General features: G+C 41.1%; 9 protein-coding genes and 1 pseudogene. 4 read left to right on the forward strand and 6 right to left on the reverse strand.

What is annotated here, in order from left to right; translation table 11 throughout:
- Positions 1 to 163 precede the first annotated feature (163 nt).
- Both F6K15_RS22825 and F6K15_RS22830 read left to right on the forward strand, forming a co-directional pair.
- Positions 164 to 1,771: a hypothetical protein gene (locus F6K15_RS22825; protein ID WP_293064720.1), complete on the forward strand. Its 1,608-nt coding sequence runs from the start codon at positions 164 to 166 to the stop codon at positions 1,769 to 1,771.
- A 27-nt stretch (positions 1,772 to 1,798) separates the two neighbouring features.
- Positions 1,799 to 1,942: a hypothetical protein gene (locus tag F6K15_RS22830; RefSeq protein WP_293064722.1), complete on the forward strand. Its 144-nt coding sequence runs from the start codon at positions 1,799 to 1,801 to the stop codon at positions 1,940 to 1,942.
- A 16-nt stretch (positions 1,943 to 1,958) separates the two neighbouring features.
- On the opposite strand, the gene F6K15_RS22835 is transcribed toward F6K15_RS22830, so the two are convergent.
- From F6K15_RS22835 to glgX, 4 genes and pseudogenes are all read right to left on the reverse strand, one after another.
- Positions 1,959 to 4,055: a ferritin-like domain-containing protein gene (locus F6K15_RS22835; protein WP_293064725.1), complete on the reverse strand. Its 2,097-nt coding sequence runs from the start codon at positions 4,053 to 4,055 to the stop codon at positions 1,959 to 1,961.
- Between the two features lie 4 nt (positions 4,056 to 4,059).
- Positions 4,060 to 5,046 (reverse strand): FlgD immunoglobulin-like domain containing protein, encoded by a 987-nt coding sequence (locus tag F6K15_RS22840; protein WP_293064727.1) that lies wholly within the window; start codon positions 5,044 to 5,046, stop codon positions 4,060 to 4,062.
- A 147-nt stretch (positions 5,047 to 5,193) separates the two neighbouring features.
- Positions 5,194 to 5,490: pseudogene (locus tag F6K15_RS38550) on the reverse strand (WD40/YVTN/BNR-like repeat-containing protein); the annotation flags it as partial.
- Between the two features lie 1,048 nt (positions 5,491 to 6,538).
- On the reverse strand, positions 6,539 to 8,683 hold the full coding sequence (glgX, locus tag F6K15_RS22850; RefSeq protein ID WP_293064733.1) for a glycogen debranching protein GlgX: 2,145 nt from the start codon (positions 8,681 to 8,683) through the stop codon (positions 6,539 to 6,541).
- Between the two features lie 88 nt (positions 8,684 to 8,771).
- Between glgX and F6K15_RS22855 the strand changes: the two genes are divergently transcribed.
- Positions 8,772 to 9,245, forward strand: a complete 474-nt coding sequence (locus F6K15_RS22855; protein WP_293064736.1) for a universal stress protein — start codon at positions 8,772 to 8,774, stop codon at positions 9,243 to 9,245.
- Between the two features lie 483 nt (positions 9,246 to 9,728).
- Positions 9,729 to 10,193, forward strand: a complete 465-nt coding sequence (locus F6K15_RS22860) for a universal stress protein (RefSeq protein WP_293064738.1) — start codon at positions 9,729 to 9,731, stop codon at positions 10,191 to 10,193.
- Positions 10,194 to 10,668: 475 nt separating this feature from the next.
- Here F6K15_RS22860 and F6K15_RS22865 read toward each other — a convergent pair whose 3' ends face one another.
- Together F6K15_RS22865 and F6K15_RS22870 are read right to left on the reverse strand one after the other, a co-directional pair.
- Positions 10,669 to 12,042, reverse strand: coding sequence for a cytochrome P450 (locus tag F6K15_RS22865; RefSeq protein ID WP_293064741.1), 1,374 nt, complete (start codon positions 12,040 to 12,042; stop codon positions 10,669 to 10,671).
- 487 nt (positions 12,043 to 12,529) lie between these two features.
- Positions 12,530 to 13,705 (reverse strand): tetratricopeptide repeat protein, encoded by a 1,176-nt coding sequence (locus tag F6K15_RS22870; protein ID WP_293064744.1) that lies wholly within the window; start codon positions 13,703 to 13,705, stop codon positions 12,530 to 12,532.
- Between the last annotated feature and the right edge of the window lie 1,574 nt (positions 13,706 to 15,279).

The raw sequence follows: 15,279 nt of genomic DNA on the forward strand, positions 1-15,279 counted from the left end.
GCGATCGCCATACTAAGGCCCTAGCAACCTGATAGCGGCTCTTACCACTATCGGGATCGACAACAGGCCATCCGATCAATATCAACTAGCTGTCCCTGAAGGTGGCGGAAGGTTCTGTCCCCACTTCACTCATTCTTTACAACCACAACCAGGAGTTACTTCTATGTACACCTTTCCTATTTTTTCCAAATCATTTTTGTCCTCCCTAGACCAGGAAACACTATTACGCTTCGTTGAGTATAAGAAAAAGTTCGATAAAGGGGAAGAGTTACCCCCAGAATCGAAGGAGTTGCTTGGTCGCTTTTTTCCCGAGTTGTTGGACTTTAAGGATTACATTTTCAAGGCAGTAGTACCGGCCATGTTAACAAATATAAATGGAGGAGCGAAGTTAACCCTGCCACTAATTGACAAGGAAATTCTTGACAAACAGGATGCAATTCCCTATTTCTTGTGGGGGATGTTCTACGACAGTTGGAAACCAACACCTGAAGAAGGAACTACAGTATTTTTTACTGGTTTCCAAAACGGCGATCAAAAATCTGATGTTCCTACAATTCGGGGAGAGAACAATGAGAAGAAAAAGATTTACTATTCAGCTCTTACTCCCGATCTATTCCCGAAATATGAAGACAAGGTAGTTGGTTTTTGGGAGGAACTATTAGATAACCGCAATGCCAATAAACCACTGATGGGACTTTACCTAGACTTGTATTTCTACCTATACTGGGACTTGCATCTTGGAGTCGAACGCGGTGACATTATTCAAGATGTTCTAGATATAGGAAGGAGTTTTATGAATGTCATTGGTTATCTAAATCCGCTCGAATCTATTGTCTACACAAGCTACATGGATGTGCGTGAAAAGCGCCAGTCCTTGAATGATTGGATTAAAGACAATATCAGTTCAGGCTCAGGCGAAGAGGAGAAAAAGACATTCGTACATTACTGGCTCAAGAATAGCGAACAAGATGACAACTCGAAATATTTTAATCAGGACGATATTATTTTCGAGTGCTTCCACAATTTTCTGGCCTTTAGCCAGTGGGGGAATACTATTTACAATATCATCGAGAGGTTCATCAATAACGAGGCTAATATTAAAACGAAATTTGAAACAATGATGAATGCTGGCAATTCAGAAGAACCTGATGATAAGGGATTTAGCCCCCTTGATTATTTTGTAATGGAGTTATTCCGCTGGATTTCGCCAAACAGTGGAAGCATCTCTAATATAAAAGATAACAAAATCTTCTCAATCCCAGGAATCTACGAAGGAATCAACTTATATAACTACCATACAACTCCGCACGAGGCCACCAGCGACTATGAGATACATTGGACAGACCCTGGAGATTTCAATCCCGATCGCTACAAAGAGGAAAATGTTCCGACTAGCGATGAAATTACTGAGGAGAAGTGCAAACAAATCGGATTTGTCCAATGTCCTTTCCACAAGGCGGATTTCAACGTGGATGATGGACGAAACGCTCAGGTGACTAATAGTGGATTTGGTACTGTTTATAACGTTACTGAGGGCAAAACATATCCTGTGATTGACTATGCAGGGTACGCGCCCTTCGGTTTCGGATACCGTCGCTGCCCAGGGGAATTATTCACTGTTTTTGTGATCAAGGAGTTCCTGAAAAAGGTATGGAATGATGGTAACCAAATCCAATTCAAGGAACTAGATGAACCAAGTGGGGGGTATGAGCAACTTCCCTTAGGACCGCGTGCAGTACTTCCCGACAAATATGGATTTGAGACTTACTAAGAGGAGATAAAGATTAAAAGCTCTAGGGTGCATCTTATTATTTGCTCTCCTACCCAGTGTATTAGGGGATGGGGACTCTGTGAGACTCTTGACAAAGTAGATTTCCAGAATATCTGGAATACAATGAGGGCGATCGCTGCATTCGAGATAACTGTGGCGATCGCTCTCTAGCTTCTCATTTGCAATCTTAGTCTTTCATATCGCTCTCTATCCAGCGATTAAACAGCTCTATTTGATCGTCAGACCAGCAAGCATCATAAGGAAGAGAACCCCTGTTGAGTCCTTCTCGAAGCTTTTCCGCATTGGCTCGGACATTTTCTACATCATTGAGATTGATTCCGTCTAACTGTTGCAGAGTTTCTACATCAAAATCTCGAAAGAGTGGCCTGATATCTACGTTGTAACCCACCCCATCGGATTGTCGGTATGCTTGCCTTGGGGGAAGGAGATCGAGATTTGGTTCTTGTTCGTGGTGGACACCAATCTGCTTTGGTGGCTCGTTATCTGGTGCTTGATCGTCAACCCACTCCCGGACAAACTCTTGCCTGGAACTATCCACTTGTGGTCGATAGCGGGGCATTTTACCAGTTTTACTAGAACTCTCCTCTAATCGACTTACCAGTTCCGAGCCTTCTGCGGTTAAATTGCAGTTCTCGTCTTCATTGCGATTGAGGAAAGGTCGGTTAAACATATGCAATTGCACAAATTGCTCGCGATTGATTCCCGCCCAGAAATTGGTGTGACCATCGATAGAAAACCCCCGTACTGCTTCTTCCAGAATATGAGCTACCTTCTGAAAAGCTTTTGTCTGAGCATCTGTGGGGATAGTCTGACCCGCAGCCAAAGCCTTTAAAATGTTCTCCCGTCCTTGGTCAGACTTCTGTAAATCCTCCAAAAATGGGTCTTCTTTGTCTGAACCATCCTGAAGCATTTTTTCCACTAAGCACAATGAAGCCTGGACAACATCTAAATGGACTCGCCAACGATCGCGTTCGTTGTCTGCTAGATCGAGGGTATAGGGCAATTGAAAAGGAGGACCAGCTGTCACCCCATTATAGTCTGATTTTAGTGGCAGTCGCACCATCTTCTGGGCAATTTTCTTAAGATGGCGCATTTCATCAAAAGCCCATAACAGTAAGAAGCCACGGGGGGTGCGATCGCCTTTATCAGGCCCTGAAGATATGTAGCGACGACCCGTTGTTCTCAAGAAATGGATTAAAAAAGCCAGCAGTAACCGATAGCGTAAGTTGAACAAATGTCCCCAGTTACGGGCGCGAGGGTTTGCTATATAGCCCCGTTCCTCAAAGGCCGCCCGGATAGACTCCTCAAGCCCATCGTAAGGTACGGGACGTGGCGGCACGGTACTGGGGTTAGTTGCCACTGGCCAGACACATTCGACCCCCTCACCCTTCAACTTGCAGAAATCCTGATAAAGTTGAAAGAAGCGCTCGAAATGGGAGTCAACCGTAGAGCCATAGCCTTCCCCTTGTTCGGCAATGATTTTGAGAGCTTTGACGGCCTCCTGGCGTAAGGTGTCCGGATGAGATCCTTCAAAGGCATCCACATAAACTCGTCGAGACTCAGTCTCATCATCAGTGCCAAGACCCTCATCATAGCCCCAATCATCCCAGGTAGCTTGGAGGTCGATCCGGTCTGTCAGAAAGTCTTGATCTTTGATTTCATCTTCATTGCCAAAAAGTTCGAGCAGACGTTCGTAAATCGCTCCCACGTGCTGAATAGGACGACCATCATTAGCACGCTGAGCTATGTTGGCAATTTTTTGGAGTTTTTTCCATATTTCGCTAGGAATATCCCCCTGTTCGGCAGGCCGTTCGGCAGTAATATACTTTGCTAATGAATCCTTTGATAGGGGTTCGAGCTTGAAACGGAATGGATAAAGTTCGCTTTCAAAAGGGGAATGTTCCCGCTCAAAATTTAGGGGAGCGCCAATGAGGTGCAGCAAATTTTGTACCGTCATCAGATGCCCCATTTCTTCCCGTGCTAGTTGAGCTAATCGCTGATAGAGCGATTTCACTCGTCCCTTTGTCTCATTATTTTCTTGGTCGTCGCGCACGGAATAGGCAGCATAGAGGTACTGAACCATTAAAGCGTGCTCCACTTCCGCTGCTACCGTCAGCAATAAGGCGGCTTCATCTCGCGGGTTACGTTGGAGTTCAAAACTCAGGGACAATTTTGTGAGATCGAGGCTGGCAATCTCAGATTTGTCTTGTAATGGTGGTTGACAAGCTAGAACCTCTAGGGGGATATCATAGTTTTTTTTCATTGCATTAATCCTCTCGAAGTTGATGGGGAATACTCGCAGTTAAGGGGATTTGAGTTCCAGTACGTTCAGGGAAAATCAGTCGGCTTTCTGCATAGCCATCACAGGTGACGCGCACCATAAACTGTCCGGGGGGTAACTTTTGGCCGTTGTCATCTTGTAAATCCCAGGAGAGAGAGCGATCGCCTGCTGCGGGATTCTGTTCTTCTAGCAAAGTTCGTACTTGTCCCGCAAAGCGATCGTAGACAACTACAGATAAGCTTGTTGCACCCTCGGGTATGGTGAGGGGAACAAGTGCGCGATCGGCAGCGATTTTAAGTTCCGTTGCTCCGAGCAAGCGGTTACCAGCTACTTCCCCTTCTTTTGGCCCCCATAACTCTTGATTGGTGTATTTATAAACAGTGTTACCGGAAGCATAAGCAACACGGTTCTCACCTTCGCCAACAAAGCGAAATCGGTTGATATATTGGCCTATATTGCAACGAGGGGGACAGGGATAGCCGTCAATGGGCTTAGGCCAAGAGCCAGTCAGGTCTATCCAGGTTTTACCCCCATCTCTTGTCTCGCTAGTGCGACCACTGTCAAAGGTGGCATCTCCCCAACCACCAACCCAACCAAGGTTACGATCCCAAAAACCAATGCCTTCTAGGTTCTCATTAATCATATGACAGTTGTCGCGAATTTCTTGTCGTCGCCAGGAGTCTCCCCCGTCCTCGGTAATGAAAATTGCTCCTGCCTTCAGGTTCTCACAGGCAACTACCCCAAAGTCTGGATCGTCCTCTAAAAATTGGATTTTCCAGCCCCATTCCCCTAATGGAACATTGATATCTTCGAGCATATCTTTCCAAGTGTGACCACCATCCTCTGTCTTCAGGACTGTCGGCACAACATCGTCACGACGGGGGTTAGGCCGAACCGAACGACCCCCGACAACCCAACCTATCTGATCATTTTGGAAGTAGATATCCACTAGAATGCTAGCTAGATCCTCCATATCCCTCACAAACCAGCTTTCACCACCATTATGTGTTTTGAAGAAGCGTGCCGGTCGTTCGGGGTAGTTAGTTCCTGATGCGAATACGTTGTTTTCGTCGAGTACCCAAAGTCCGCAAACGGCTGAGGGGGCATCGGCGGGCAGGTTATTTACCAAATCCCAGTCTTTACCGCCATTACTGGTGTGGTAGAGTTGTTTCCCTGGGGTCGTACAACCTGCCCAACCATGTTCACCATCTTGAGTCATCCCAATACAGCGAAAGTAAACGTCCTTTAACTGTGTTTTGATATCCCATTTTTTTCCACCATCTTCTGTTTTTAGAATTTGTCCATTCCCGTTAACAGCCCAACCAACATCAGGATTGATGAAATAAATATCGTCATAACGACCTGCCAATGGTGCTGGTGTGGCTATCCACTGATAGCCATTGTTTGTTCCGTTCATATTCTAAATCCTCAAATGCTCAATCAAATCGATCTTAGGAGGTGTTTGCTTTTTTATATTCCTTATCTACAGGTGTCTTACATATATCCGATGTCGTACCCAAAAGCATTCATAGCAAGGATTTTGCATTCTCAAGTGCCTTTGCATAACCTTCGGAAGAACCAACTTTATTTCCTTTACATATATCTTTAAGTTGCCATTGCATACTAGCATTTTTTATAAAAGTTTATATTTGTAAGTTTTAAAGATATATTTATTTAGGGTTTGCGCTTCACTAGTCTTTTAGTAGGAGACAGGAGACAGGAGACAGGAGACAGAAGAATGAGCGAGAAAGTAGGAGTAAGAATTGTCCCAAGATTGTTCTGCCCAACTATGCGCCTAAAATACGCTCCATGCATGAGCATGAAGAGCTGAAAACCAGGCACTTTTTCAAGGCCCCAAAAAGGCACTTGTCTTTATATGTCAATGCTTTGATATTTAATCAGCAAGCCCTATTTATATAAATTTATATTCAACGAGGGATGTGTCGGAGATCGTTGAATTCAGGCTGTGTTATATCATGTTCGGATAATCAGTTATAAATAAAATTTAAGGGCTGACAGTACCAAATAAATACTGAAATTATCAATACCCCATCTCCCATATTTTCTCTTTTCCTCCTTTCTTCCCTCCTGACTCCTGACTCCTGAGGACTGACTCCTCACAACAGTTATTTATAAGTATTCAACCGAACATGATATTATACCAAATTCAAAAAAGGTCGTTACAGTAAAAAAAGCAGTATAGAGTAGGGAGTAGGGAATAGAGAAAACCATTGCTCTCTATTTAATTTTCCTAGTATGGCAAAATCCAGGTTTTCCCTAACTACAAAAAAAGTTAATGTAGCATTATTTTTTGAAATTGGTGTTATACTAAGGATAGTGTTTCCTAATTTTTCCTGTATTTAATGGTAAATATTAGCTGGATTTGACAACCCTGAATATTTGCACCACGAGCAATTCTACTGATGGTGCAGAAATAGTCATACCAAGAATTTAACTTCTAACTTTTAACTTCTAACTTCTGACTTCTGGTACTCCCTTTTTGCCATTAAAACAATAGCAGCTCGCGCCTCGACCCGATACCTAACACCAATAACTTTTGTAGCTGTATCTAAATCATTAAAATCTTTAGGAGAAGGAAAAGCAGTATTAATAATTAAATACCAACTTTCCCCTTTTTTTAAACGTGGTAACTCAAACATTAAAGGTTTCCAATAAGCATTCAAAATAATATGAAAATATTCACCACTTTCTGGATGCTTCAAACTAAAAGCTAAAGTCCGAGAATCTAGATGCCAATCAGGTTTAGCTAAACGTACTCCATGCCAACTAATATTAGGCAGTTCATTTGGGTAAACTTCCCCTTCTTCTCTAGCTAAAGATGACTCTGGAGTACCCGCACCAACTGTAGCTAAAACCTTATCTACCCGCATAATTTCTAATTCTTGGGTAAAATGAATAATCCCTTTCACAAATCGCAGTAAATCTGTTTGTTTCTCAATTTGTTCCCAATCAAACCAACTTAGTTTATTATTCTGACAATAACCATTATTATTACCCAGTTGAGTTCGCCTTACTTCATCTCCCATTAAAATCATTGGTGTCCCTTGGGAGAAAAATAATATGGTGAAAAAATTCTTAATTTGTCGCAGTCGTAATCTTTCAATTTCCTGCTTATTAGTTAATCCTTCAACTCCACAATTCCAGCTATGATTATCATTAGCACCATCGCGATTATCTTCACAATTAGCTTCATTATGTTTTTCATTATAAGAAACCAAATCATTCATAGTAAAACCATCATGGCAAGTAATAAAATTAATACTATGATTGGGTTCGCGGTCTGGTTGAGGATAAATATCCGGACTACCCATAATTCTAGCCGCTAACTTATCAACTATCTTGTGGTCACTTTTAACAAACTGACGAACATCATCACGATAATGTCCGTTCCATTCAGCAAAGCGATCGCCAATAAATGAACCCACCTGATATAATCCCGCAGCATCCCAAGCTTCTGCAATAATTTTTGTCCCTGCCAAAACAGGATCGGATTCAATTGCCCATAACACAGGTGGATCTTCCAACGGATCGCCAGTCATACTCCGAGACATAACAGATGCCAAGTCAAACCGGAACCCATCAACGTGCATTTCTCTAACCCAGTAACAAAGACAGTCAACAATTAAGCGATGTACAAAAGGATTATTTGTATTGAAAGTATTGCCACAACCACTATAGTTACTGTAATAAGTGGAGTCGTCTGTCTCCAGAATGTAGTAAGTAGAATTTTCCAGTCCCCGGAAAGAAACTGTCGGTCCGTTTTCATTCCCCTCTGCAGTGTGATTAAAAACCACATCCAAAATTACTTCTATTCCAGCTTTGTGCAAAGCTTTTACCATATCTCGGAATTCATCCATCGGTCCGAAAATATCTTTGCGAGAACTATAATTGTGGTGAGGAGTAAAAAATGCGATCGGGCTATAACCCCAATAATTGATTAGAGGTTCGCGCACATCTTGTTCATCAAATTGCTGTACCGGTAATAATTCTACAGCAGTAATTCCCAATTCTTTCAAGTAGGGAATTTTTTCAATTAGTCCGGCAAAAGTACCCCGCTTTTCTGAAGAAACGCCAGAATTAGGGTTACGAGTAAATCCACCAACGTGCATTTCATAGATAATTGTATAAGCGTAGGGTATGTTTAGAGGTATATCATCTTCCCAGTCATAAGCAGTTGGGTCAACTACTACCCCTTTGAGGGCATAGGCACAATTATCACCATAACCAGTAGCAGCTTCACGACTATATTTTTCTTGTCCCACTACTACCCTGGCGTAAGGGTCTAGTAATACCTTTGTACCATCAAATCGATGACCTTTTTCTGGCTCAAGTGGTCCATAAACTCGGTAAGCATATATTTGCCCTGCCTCAAGACCATCAATAAATATGTGCCAGTAATGATGGGTTTTATGTTGTTTAGGGTCGAGTAAAATTACTTGCTTTGGTTTAGCTGCGTGGGGTTCATCAAATAATAGTAATTCTATTGCTGTAGCATTTTTAGAGTAGATGGAAAAATTTACTCCTTTGGGGTCTTTGGAGACTGTTGCGCCAATGGGAAAACTATGACCTGGTAAGATATTAAGATTCATAATTTTTGACTTATTTAATTATTAGATAACGTTGGTAATTTTATACAATGTAAATAGATATTTAACAAAACCATTGGAAGTATTAATTATGTATGAAAAAATTTTAGTTGCTGTCGATACCTCTGCTATTAGCGATCGCGTGTTTGACATAGCCCTAAAGTTAGCAAAAATCGGTCATCCGAATCTGATGTTAGTTCATATTCTCTCGGAGGAAGCAGAAGAAAGTCCGATAAATTATTGGCCAATGATTGGTACTGACATTGGTACAAACCCAGAGATGATGAAAGAATATCATCAGCTTTGGGAAAAATTTGAGCAAGAATGTTTACAAATGTTGAAATCAAAAGCAGATAAAGCAAAGGAACTTGGGTTCAATACAGAATTTACCCAACTCAGAGGCAACCCTGGTCGGGAACTATGTAAATTAGCTCAAAAGTGGGATGCTGATTTAATCATTATGGGACGCCGTGGGCATTCCGTTTTTAATGAACTGCTATTGGGTAGTGTTAGTAATTATGTGATTCATCGCGCTCATTGTTCTGTTCATATTGTACAAGATTAGCTTTTTTTTATTAGTAATGAGCAGTTATTCATTAGTATTCATAGATATCAATGAATAATTGCTTATGGATACTCTGGTAGTAGCTAATATCAATTCGATCAATATTTGTTACAAATAAGTAGGTTATTTCTGAGGATTCAACCCACCCCTCGCCCCTCCCCCTCCCTGGATGGGAGATCAGGATTCAGGAATCAGAATAAATAACTTTGATACCATTTATTAGGTGGGAATTTATTTTTTTCGTCCAAGGTAAATCTCCTGCATGTGTCTTTTAATTGCCCAAATTAATTCGTAACATTCTTTTTTCACGCTTGGTATAACTCTATCAAGAAAGCTACTCAAAATCATAGTTTCCGTTTTCACTAAGAATAATTAGTCTGAGATTGACCATAGTGAAATCAACATTAAAATTTATATTTTTTTCAGATAATTAGGATACAATATTAGTATCAAATAAAATAATTAGATTTTCATCAAAAGATTATGTATCAAAAAATTCTAGCAACAATGGACACATCGGCAGCAGGCGATCGCGTATTTGCCGCTGCTCTCAATTTAGCAAAACTCAATAATTCTTACTTAAAACTATTGCACGTTTTATCTCCCGAAGAAGCAGAAACTCCCCTTAAATTTGGAGCAATTTCCCGGGAATTCAACAAAGAATTGATTGCGCAATATCAACAACAATGGAAAGATTTTGACAAAAAATGTCTAGAAATCTTGCAGTCACGGGCTAACGAAGCGACAACAGCAGGGGTAAACACAGAATTTCTTCAAACTGAAGGTGCACCTGGAAAGCAGATATGTAAAGTAGCCGAGGAGTGGGGTGCTGAACTAATAGTTATGGGACGCAGAGGACATTCTGTTTTCAGCGAAATGGTTATAGGTAGTGTGAGCAGTTATGTAATTCACCGGGCGAAATGTTCGGTACTGGTTGTACAGCAATAATTTTTGTAGGTGCGGGTTCAATTGATTTCAATTTTGGATGTTGGTGAATCAAGCTATGAAACCTAAATTTTGCCAAGTATAAAATGCTTTTCAGTTAATAGTTAAGCGTTCGCGGTAGCGATGCGGAGCATTATCGCCATTAAAGCAAAATCATAGCCAAAATCACCAACGCCAAAAAATGTTCATATTCTATGTCTTCCTCATCTACAAAATCTTCGTTGTTCATAATTAGTTCTCAGAGCGGACATGATATCAGAAGTCAGGAGATTCAGGAACGAGAATAGGGAAAAAGGTAGAAAAAGAGTATTCATGCAGCCGTAATGGTATACAAGAACAAGGGACACTTGGCACGGGAGCAAGATGCTCCCACTGTTTTTGTAACAAAAATAATGACAATGCATAACCATGAGAATGCACTACCACAAAAAAATGCTCCCTACTCCCCTACTCCCTATCTATAGCTATTAAATGGTTTCTATACAGTTGCAACTGAAGGAGATTCTTGTTTTTGTAGCATACACTTCCCAGTCATTACCATTTTTACTCCTCCTGCAGGAGCTAAAGTTACACCGCGACGAACTGTTTTGAGCGATCGCTTCTCTAGTAAAGCCAAACTATAACGTTTGAGAATAGTTGCTAATACCAGTTTCATTTCAAACATAGCAAATGCTGCTCCAATACAACGACGACTACTACCGCCAAAAGGTAAAAATTCATAAGCAGAATATTGCCTTTCTAAAAATCGTTCTGGTTTAAATTTTTCTGGTTCAGGATACAAATCTTCCCGGTGATGAGTTAGATAAATACAGGGAGCCAGAGCAGTACCCTCTGGATATGCTTGACCCATAATTGTTATTGGTGATTTAGTTATTCGCGCAGATGTAATTATCGCTACTGGGTAGATACGCAAGGTTTCACAGCAAACTGCATTCAGATAAGGCAGCTTGATAACTGCCATTGGGTCTGGGTGATCTCCAAGGTCTTCCAATTCTGACAATAGCTTGTTATAGATTTCTGGTTGGTGGTGAATCCAATAAAAAGCCCATGCTAAAGCTGTTGCAGTGGTTTCATGTCCAGCTAAAAGCAATGTAATTAACTCATCATGCAATTCACGATCGCTCATAGCTTCCCCTGCTTCATCCCTAGCTAACAGCAGCATTGTCAAAATATCAGTTTGTTTGGGGTCTAGTTTTTGACGACGTTCGGCAATTTCTGCATACACTAACTCATCAATTTCTTGCCGTTCCCTGAGAAATTTACCCCACGGACTCCATGAACCCAAATCAATTTGGAGAAATTTTAAAAATAGCGCACTTGCTTTCCAGGAAGAAGCGAGTGATTCTAAAACTGAATTCAAAAGTTGCTCTAATTTATCATACCTCTGTCCTTCCTCTAAACCGAAGACCGCTTGTAATATTACCTTTAAAGATATCTCTTGAGTTGATTCTCTCATAGAAAATGGCTGCCCTACTACCCACTTACTAGCTACTTTTTCAGTGATCGCGCAAATTAACTCACCATAAGCTTGCATTCGCTCTCCATGAAAAGGTGGCATCAAAAGTTGACGATGACGTTGGTGGCGATCGCCGTCTAACAACAATAATGAATTATCCCCCACCAGTGGTGCCAACAATTTATTCCCATAACCAGAATCAAACTGTTTTGGATTAGTCTTGAGAATCTCTTCAATGGCCTTCGGATGACTAATAAATACCATTGGATAATTCAATTTTATTTGAAATGCGTCTCCATATTCCTTTGCACATTTTTCCATAAATGTCAAGGGTTTGGCTACCCACTGAAGGAGTTGAATCAAAGCTGGAGCTTTTGGACCTGGCAGTTGTGTCATTTCAGTTATCAGTTATCAGTTATCAGTTATCAGTTATCAGTACCTCTAGTTAAAGTCAGAGGCTTGAAATATTGAACTTGATTTTCTCTTGGTCGATTGGATATGGTTAGGTAACCTATCCATCCCTCGACCGCTTTTTCATCCCCTTTAAAGGGGAGGCTTCAGACCTTATTTTTTGGGGTTGCACATTATGGAATGATATTGCCAAAAATTAGTTTAGACTTTGACTAAAAATAACCATTAATTAATCATTCTAGCAATTGATTAATCCACAATCCAATTCAATCAAAATTCTTACTCAAATCATTCGTCGCTGTGCAACGCCAAAGAGAGAGGATGTATTTCAGTTTCTTTGCCACTCCCCATGAGGAAACGGAGACACGGGGACGCGGTGACACGGTGACAACCCCTCTCCGCGTCTCCCCCTCTCCCCCTCCCCGCGTCTTCTCCACTCCCCCTCTCCGTGTCCTCAAGAACCCCCACTCCCCTACTCCCCTACTCCCCTAGCACGCTCCCAACTTTTATTAGCTTCTTCTATAAAACCTAAATCTCTCAAAACATTCCCCCGCTCATACCAACCATTGTCAAAATTAGGTTTAATTTCTAAAGCCTGATCATAACAACCAATTGCTTCGGTTAAACTTCCTAAATTAACGAGAAAACTAGCTTTATTATACCAAGCCAAATAATAACCAGAATTAATTTCTATCGCCCGCTCACAACTAGCGATCGCCTCTGACCACCTTCCTAACTTTCCCAGTGCTTCAGCACGGTTATTCCAAGCCAAATAATCATCAGACTTAATTTCTATTGCTCTGTCATGGCTAGCGATCGCTTCTGACCACCTTTCTAGTTGTACTAAAGCTTTTCCTCGATTGTACCAAACTTGATGGTAATCTGGCTTTAGAGTCAGAGCGCTTTCCCAACTATCAACTGCTCCAACTAAATCTCCTGCTTTTGCCTGCTCCAAACCCAACTTCGCCCATATTTCAGCATTACTCTCAGCAGACTGTGCTTGATTTTCCACCCCTATCCCAAGCTGACTAACCATTGCCTGAATAACTACTCTAGGGTCACTCGTTTGTACCCCTAACTGTTGTGCAACTGTTGCTAATAAATTAGGATTTTCCTGAAGTTTAACTACTAATTCTGTCATGGTGTCATCATCTTTTTCTTCACTCACGAATGTTTGTGGAGGTGGAGAAACACCAACATCAGGTCCATCATATTCCCAGATCGCCCCACTATCATCCCTACTTAAAAGTTGAGTACCAATATTATTAGCCATTGCTCCCAAAGATTGTAGAGAGGGTAGCGATCGCGTCAATTCAGCAAACCCTACCATTCTCTGAGCCAACTCATCATTAGGTTTAGGGGAAACTAATAACCTTTCTCCAAACCGTTGCAACCATTCCTGCCAAAGTTCAGGTTTGCCTCTTTCTCCTAATTCATCAAAAAATCTTTGCACGCGCTCAGACTGCCAACCCTGGGCAACACCCTCCAATAGTTGACCAAACAAAAAATCGTAATCTGTATCTGTCAGTGTGGGCAAAGACTCAGAAGTTTGTTGAGTGTTCTCAGATACATCTAGACGAGACTGAGAAAATAACCCCAAAAGTTTTGTCCATAAATTTTTGAGCCATTGCCAAATTCTATGAAGCATTTGTTAAATTAAGAAGTAGTTTAAAAGACTGTAGAAAATCGTTACAGCTTAATATTTTGATAGATATTGGATTAACTAATACTGGTGCTTTCGGCGCAGTTCACTATTCCCGTTATCAGGAATGCTATGGAAACGGCAGTAAACGCCTCTATAAATTTCTAATTAGGGTTTGCGCTTCACTAGTCTTTTAGTAAGGGTAGGAGACAGGAGACAACCCACCCCTCGCCCCTCCCCCTCCCAGGAGCTATGCTTTATAAACATCTTTCTTAACATAAAACGTAGACAAAAAAGACAAGTTATGAGTTAGTCTGGGAGCGGCTTTTTCGGGAGAAAATTGTATTGAAAAATACACGCAAGTGTGAGGACTGTAGACAAAATTCTTACTCCCCCCTCTTCCCCCTCTTCCCCCTCTTCCCCAGCCTCCTACAAGGGTTTCAGGAGTTCCTTATCAGGGATAGCTCCCAGGAGGGGGAGACAGGAGAAAGGAGAAGCGGGGAATGAGCGAGGAGGTAGGAGCGGGCGTTTTGTCCCTTAATTTTTCTGCCCAAATCTTGACCAAAATCCTAAGTTTTTGAACCATTACCACTTAAAACCTCGCACTTTTTGATACTTAAAAAGGCACTTACCTTTATCTATAAAGACTTTTAGATTTAATCAGCAAGCCCTAATTATCTGAAGACTGCCATTAATGTTGATATTAATGACTATAACAGTTCCACTCTTGAATAAACCAGGTTTGATTCGTTTACCTACATAAGTTTCATTTTGACAAGGTTTTTATACGTCAATTACCGATGTTTTACTGGTATAACTTTCTTCAGTTTCAATGACTTTTATGTCAGCTAATGGACGTTGATCAGTTATCTGATCAACTAACTTATTGTCAGATATCACCCTTACATAAAATATGCTCAGATTCTATTTCTTTAAAAGAAATTTCTGGCAAAAATTGATAACAGGAAAAATAAACATCAGAAAAAGAAACATTTAACCCACATTCCGCACCACAAAATTTGGCGTTGCACAGTGACGAATGATTTGAGATTTTTGATTGAATTGGATTTTGGATTTGATAATTGCTAGAACGATTAATATTAGGTTTTTTTAGTCAAAGTCGAACACCTATTTTTGGCAGTATCATTCCATAATGTGCAACCCCCAAAATTTAGTATAGAATCAGGAGACAGGAGACAGCAATTCTGAAGAAAATCATAGCTGCCGTGATTGAGTAATCAATCAAACAAGTATTTATGCGTAAATTATTTACTCGGAATTTGATCAACGAAAAAAGTAATTGAGATGATTTGCATAGTATAAATACCTACCAAGCTACGGAATTATACACTACTTTTAATGCTACAAATTGAAGTGCGGAATGTGGGATTTAATTTTTACTTTGGCAGGAAGTTTCTTCTTTGACATACTCCCCGACCTAAAGGTGCGGGGATTCTCCTGAAACCAGGATTCTTGGTTCAATGAGTCCACTTAAATCAGATACCTTACGATACCTAAGCCAGAGATGGTTCTCACGCCTGCGCGTTTGCTCTATTCCAAGAGCCTGTTCCCGTATGCCC

This window comes from Okeania sp. SIO2B3, assembly GCF_010672525.1.
GTDB lineage: Bacteria > Cyanobacteriota > Cyanobacteriia > Cyanobacteriales > Microcoleaceae > Okeania.

Bases quoted from the DNA above. Each gene is read 5' to 3' on its own strand.
- F6K15_RS22825 (WP_293064720.1), top strand. From the start codon at position 164: ATGTACACCTTTCCTATTTTTTCCAAATCATTTTTGTCCTCCCTAGAC.
- F6K15_RS22835 (WP_293064725.1), bottom strand. From the start codon at position 4,055: ATGAAAAAAAACTATGATATCCCCCTAGAGGTTCTAGCTTGTCAACCA.
- F6K15_RS22870 (WP_293064744.1), bottom strand. From the start codon at position 13,705: ATGCTTCATAGAATTTGGCAATGGCTCAAAAATTTATGGACAAAACTT.
- F6K15_RS22860 (WP_293064738.1), top strand. From the start codon at position 9,729: ATGTATCAAAAAATTCTAGCAACAATGGACACATCGGCAGCAGGCGAT.
- glgX (WP_293064733.1), bottom strand. From the start codon at position 8,683: ATGAATCTTAATATCTTACCAGGTCATAGTTTTCCCATTGGCGCAACA.
- F6K15_RS22865 (WP_293064741.1), bottom strand. From the start codon at position 12,042: ATGACACAACTGCCAGGTCCAAAAGCTCCAGCTTTGATTCAACTCCTT.
- F6K15_RS22840 (WP_293064727.1), bottom strand. From the start codon at position 5,046: ATGGAGGATCTAGCTAGCATTCTAGTGGATATCTACTTCCAAAATGAT.
- F6K15_RS22855 (WP_293064736.1), top strand. From the start codon at position 8,772: ATGTATGAAAAAATTTTAGTTGCTGTCGATACCTCTGCTATTAGCGAT.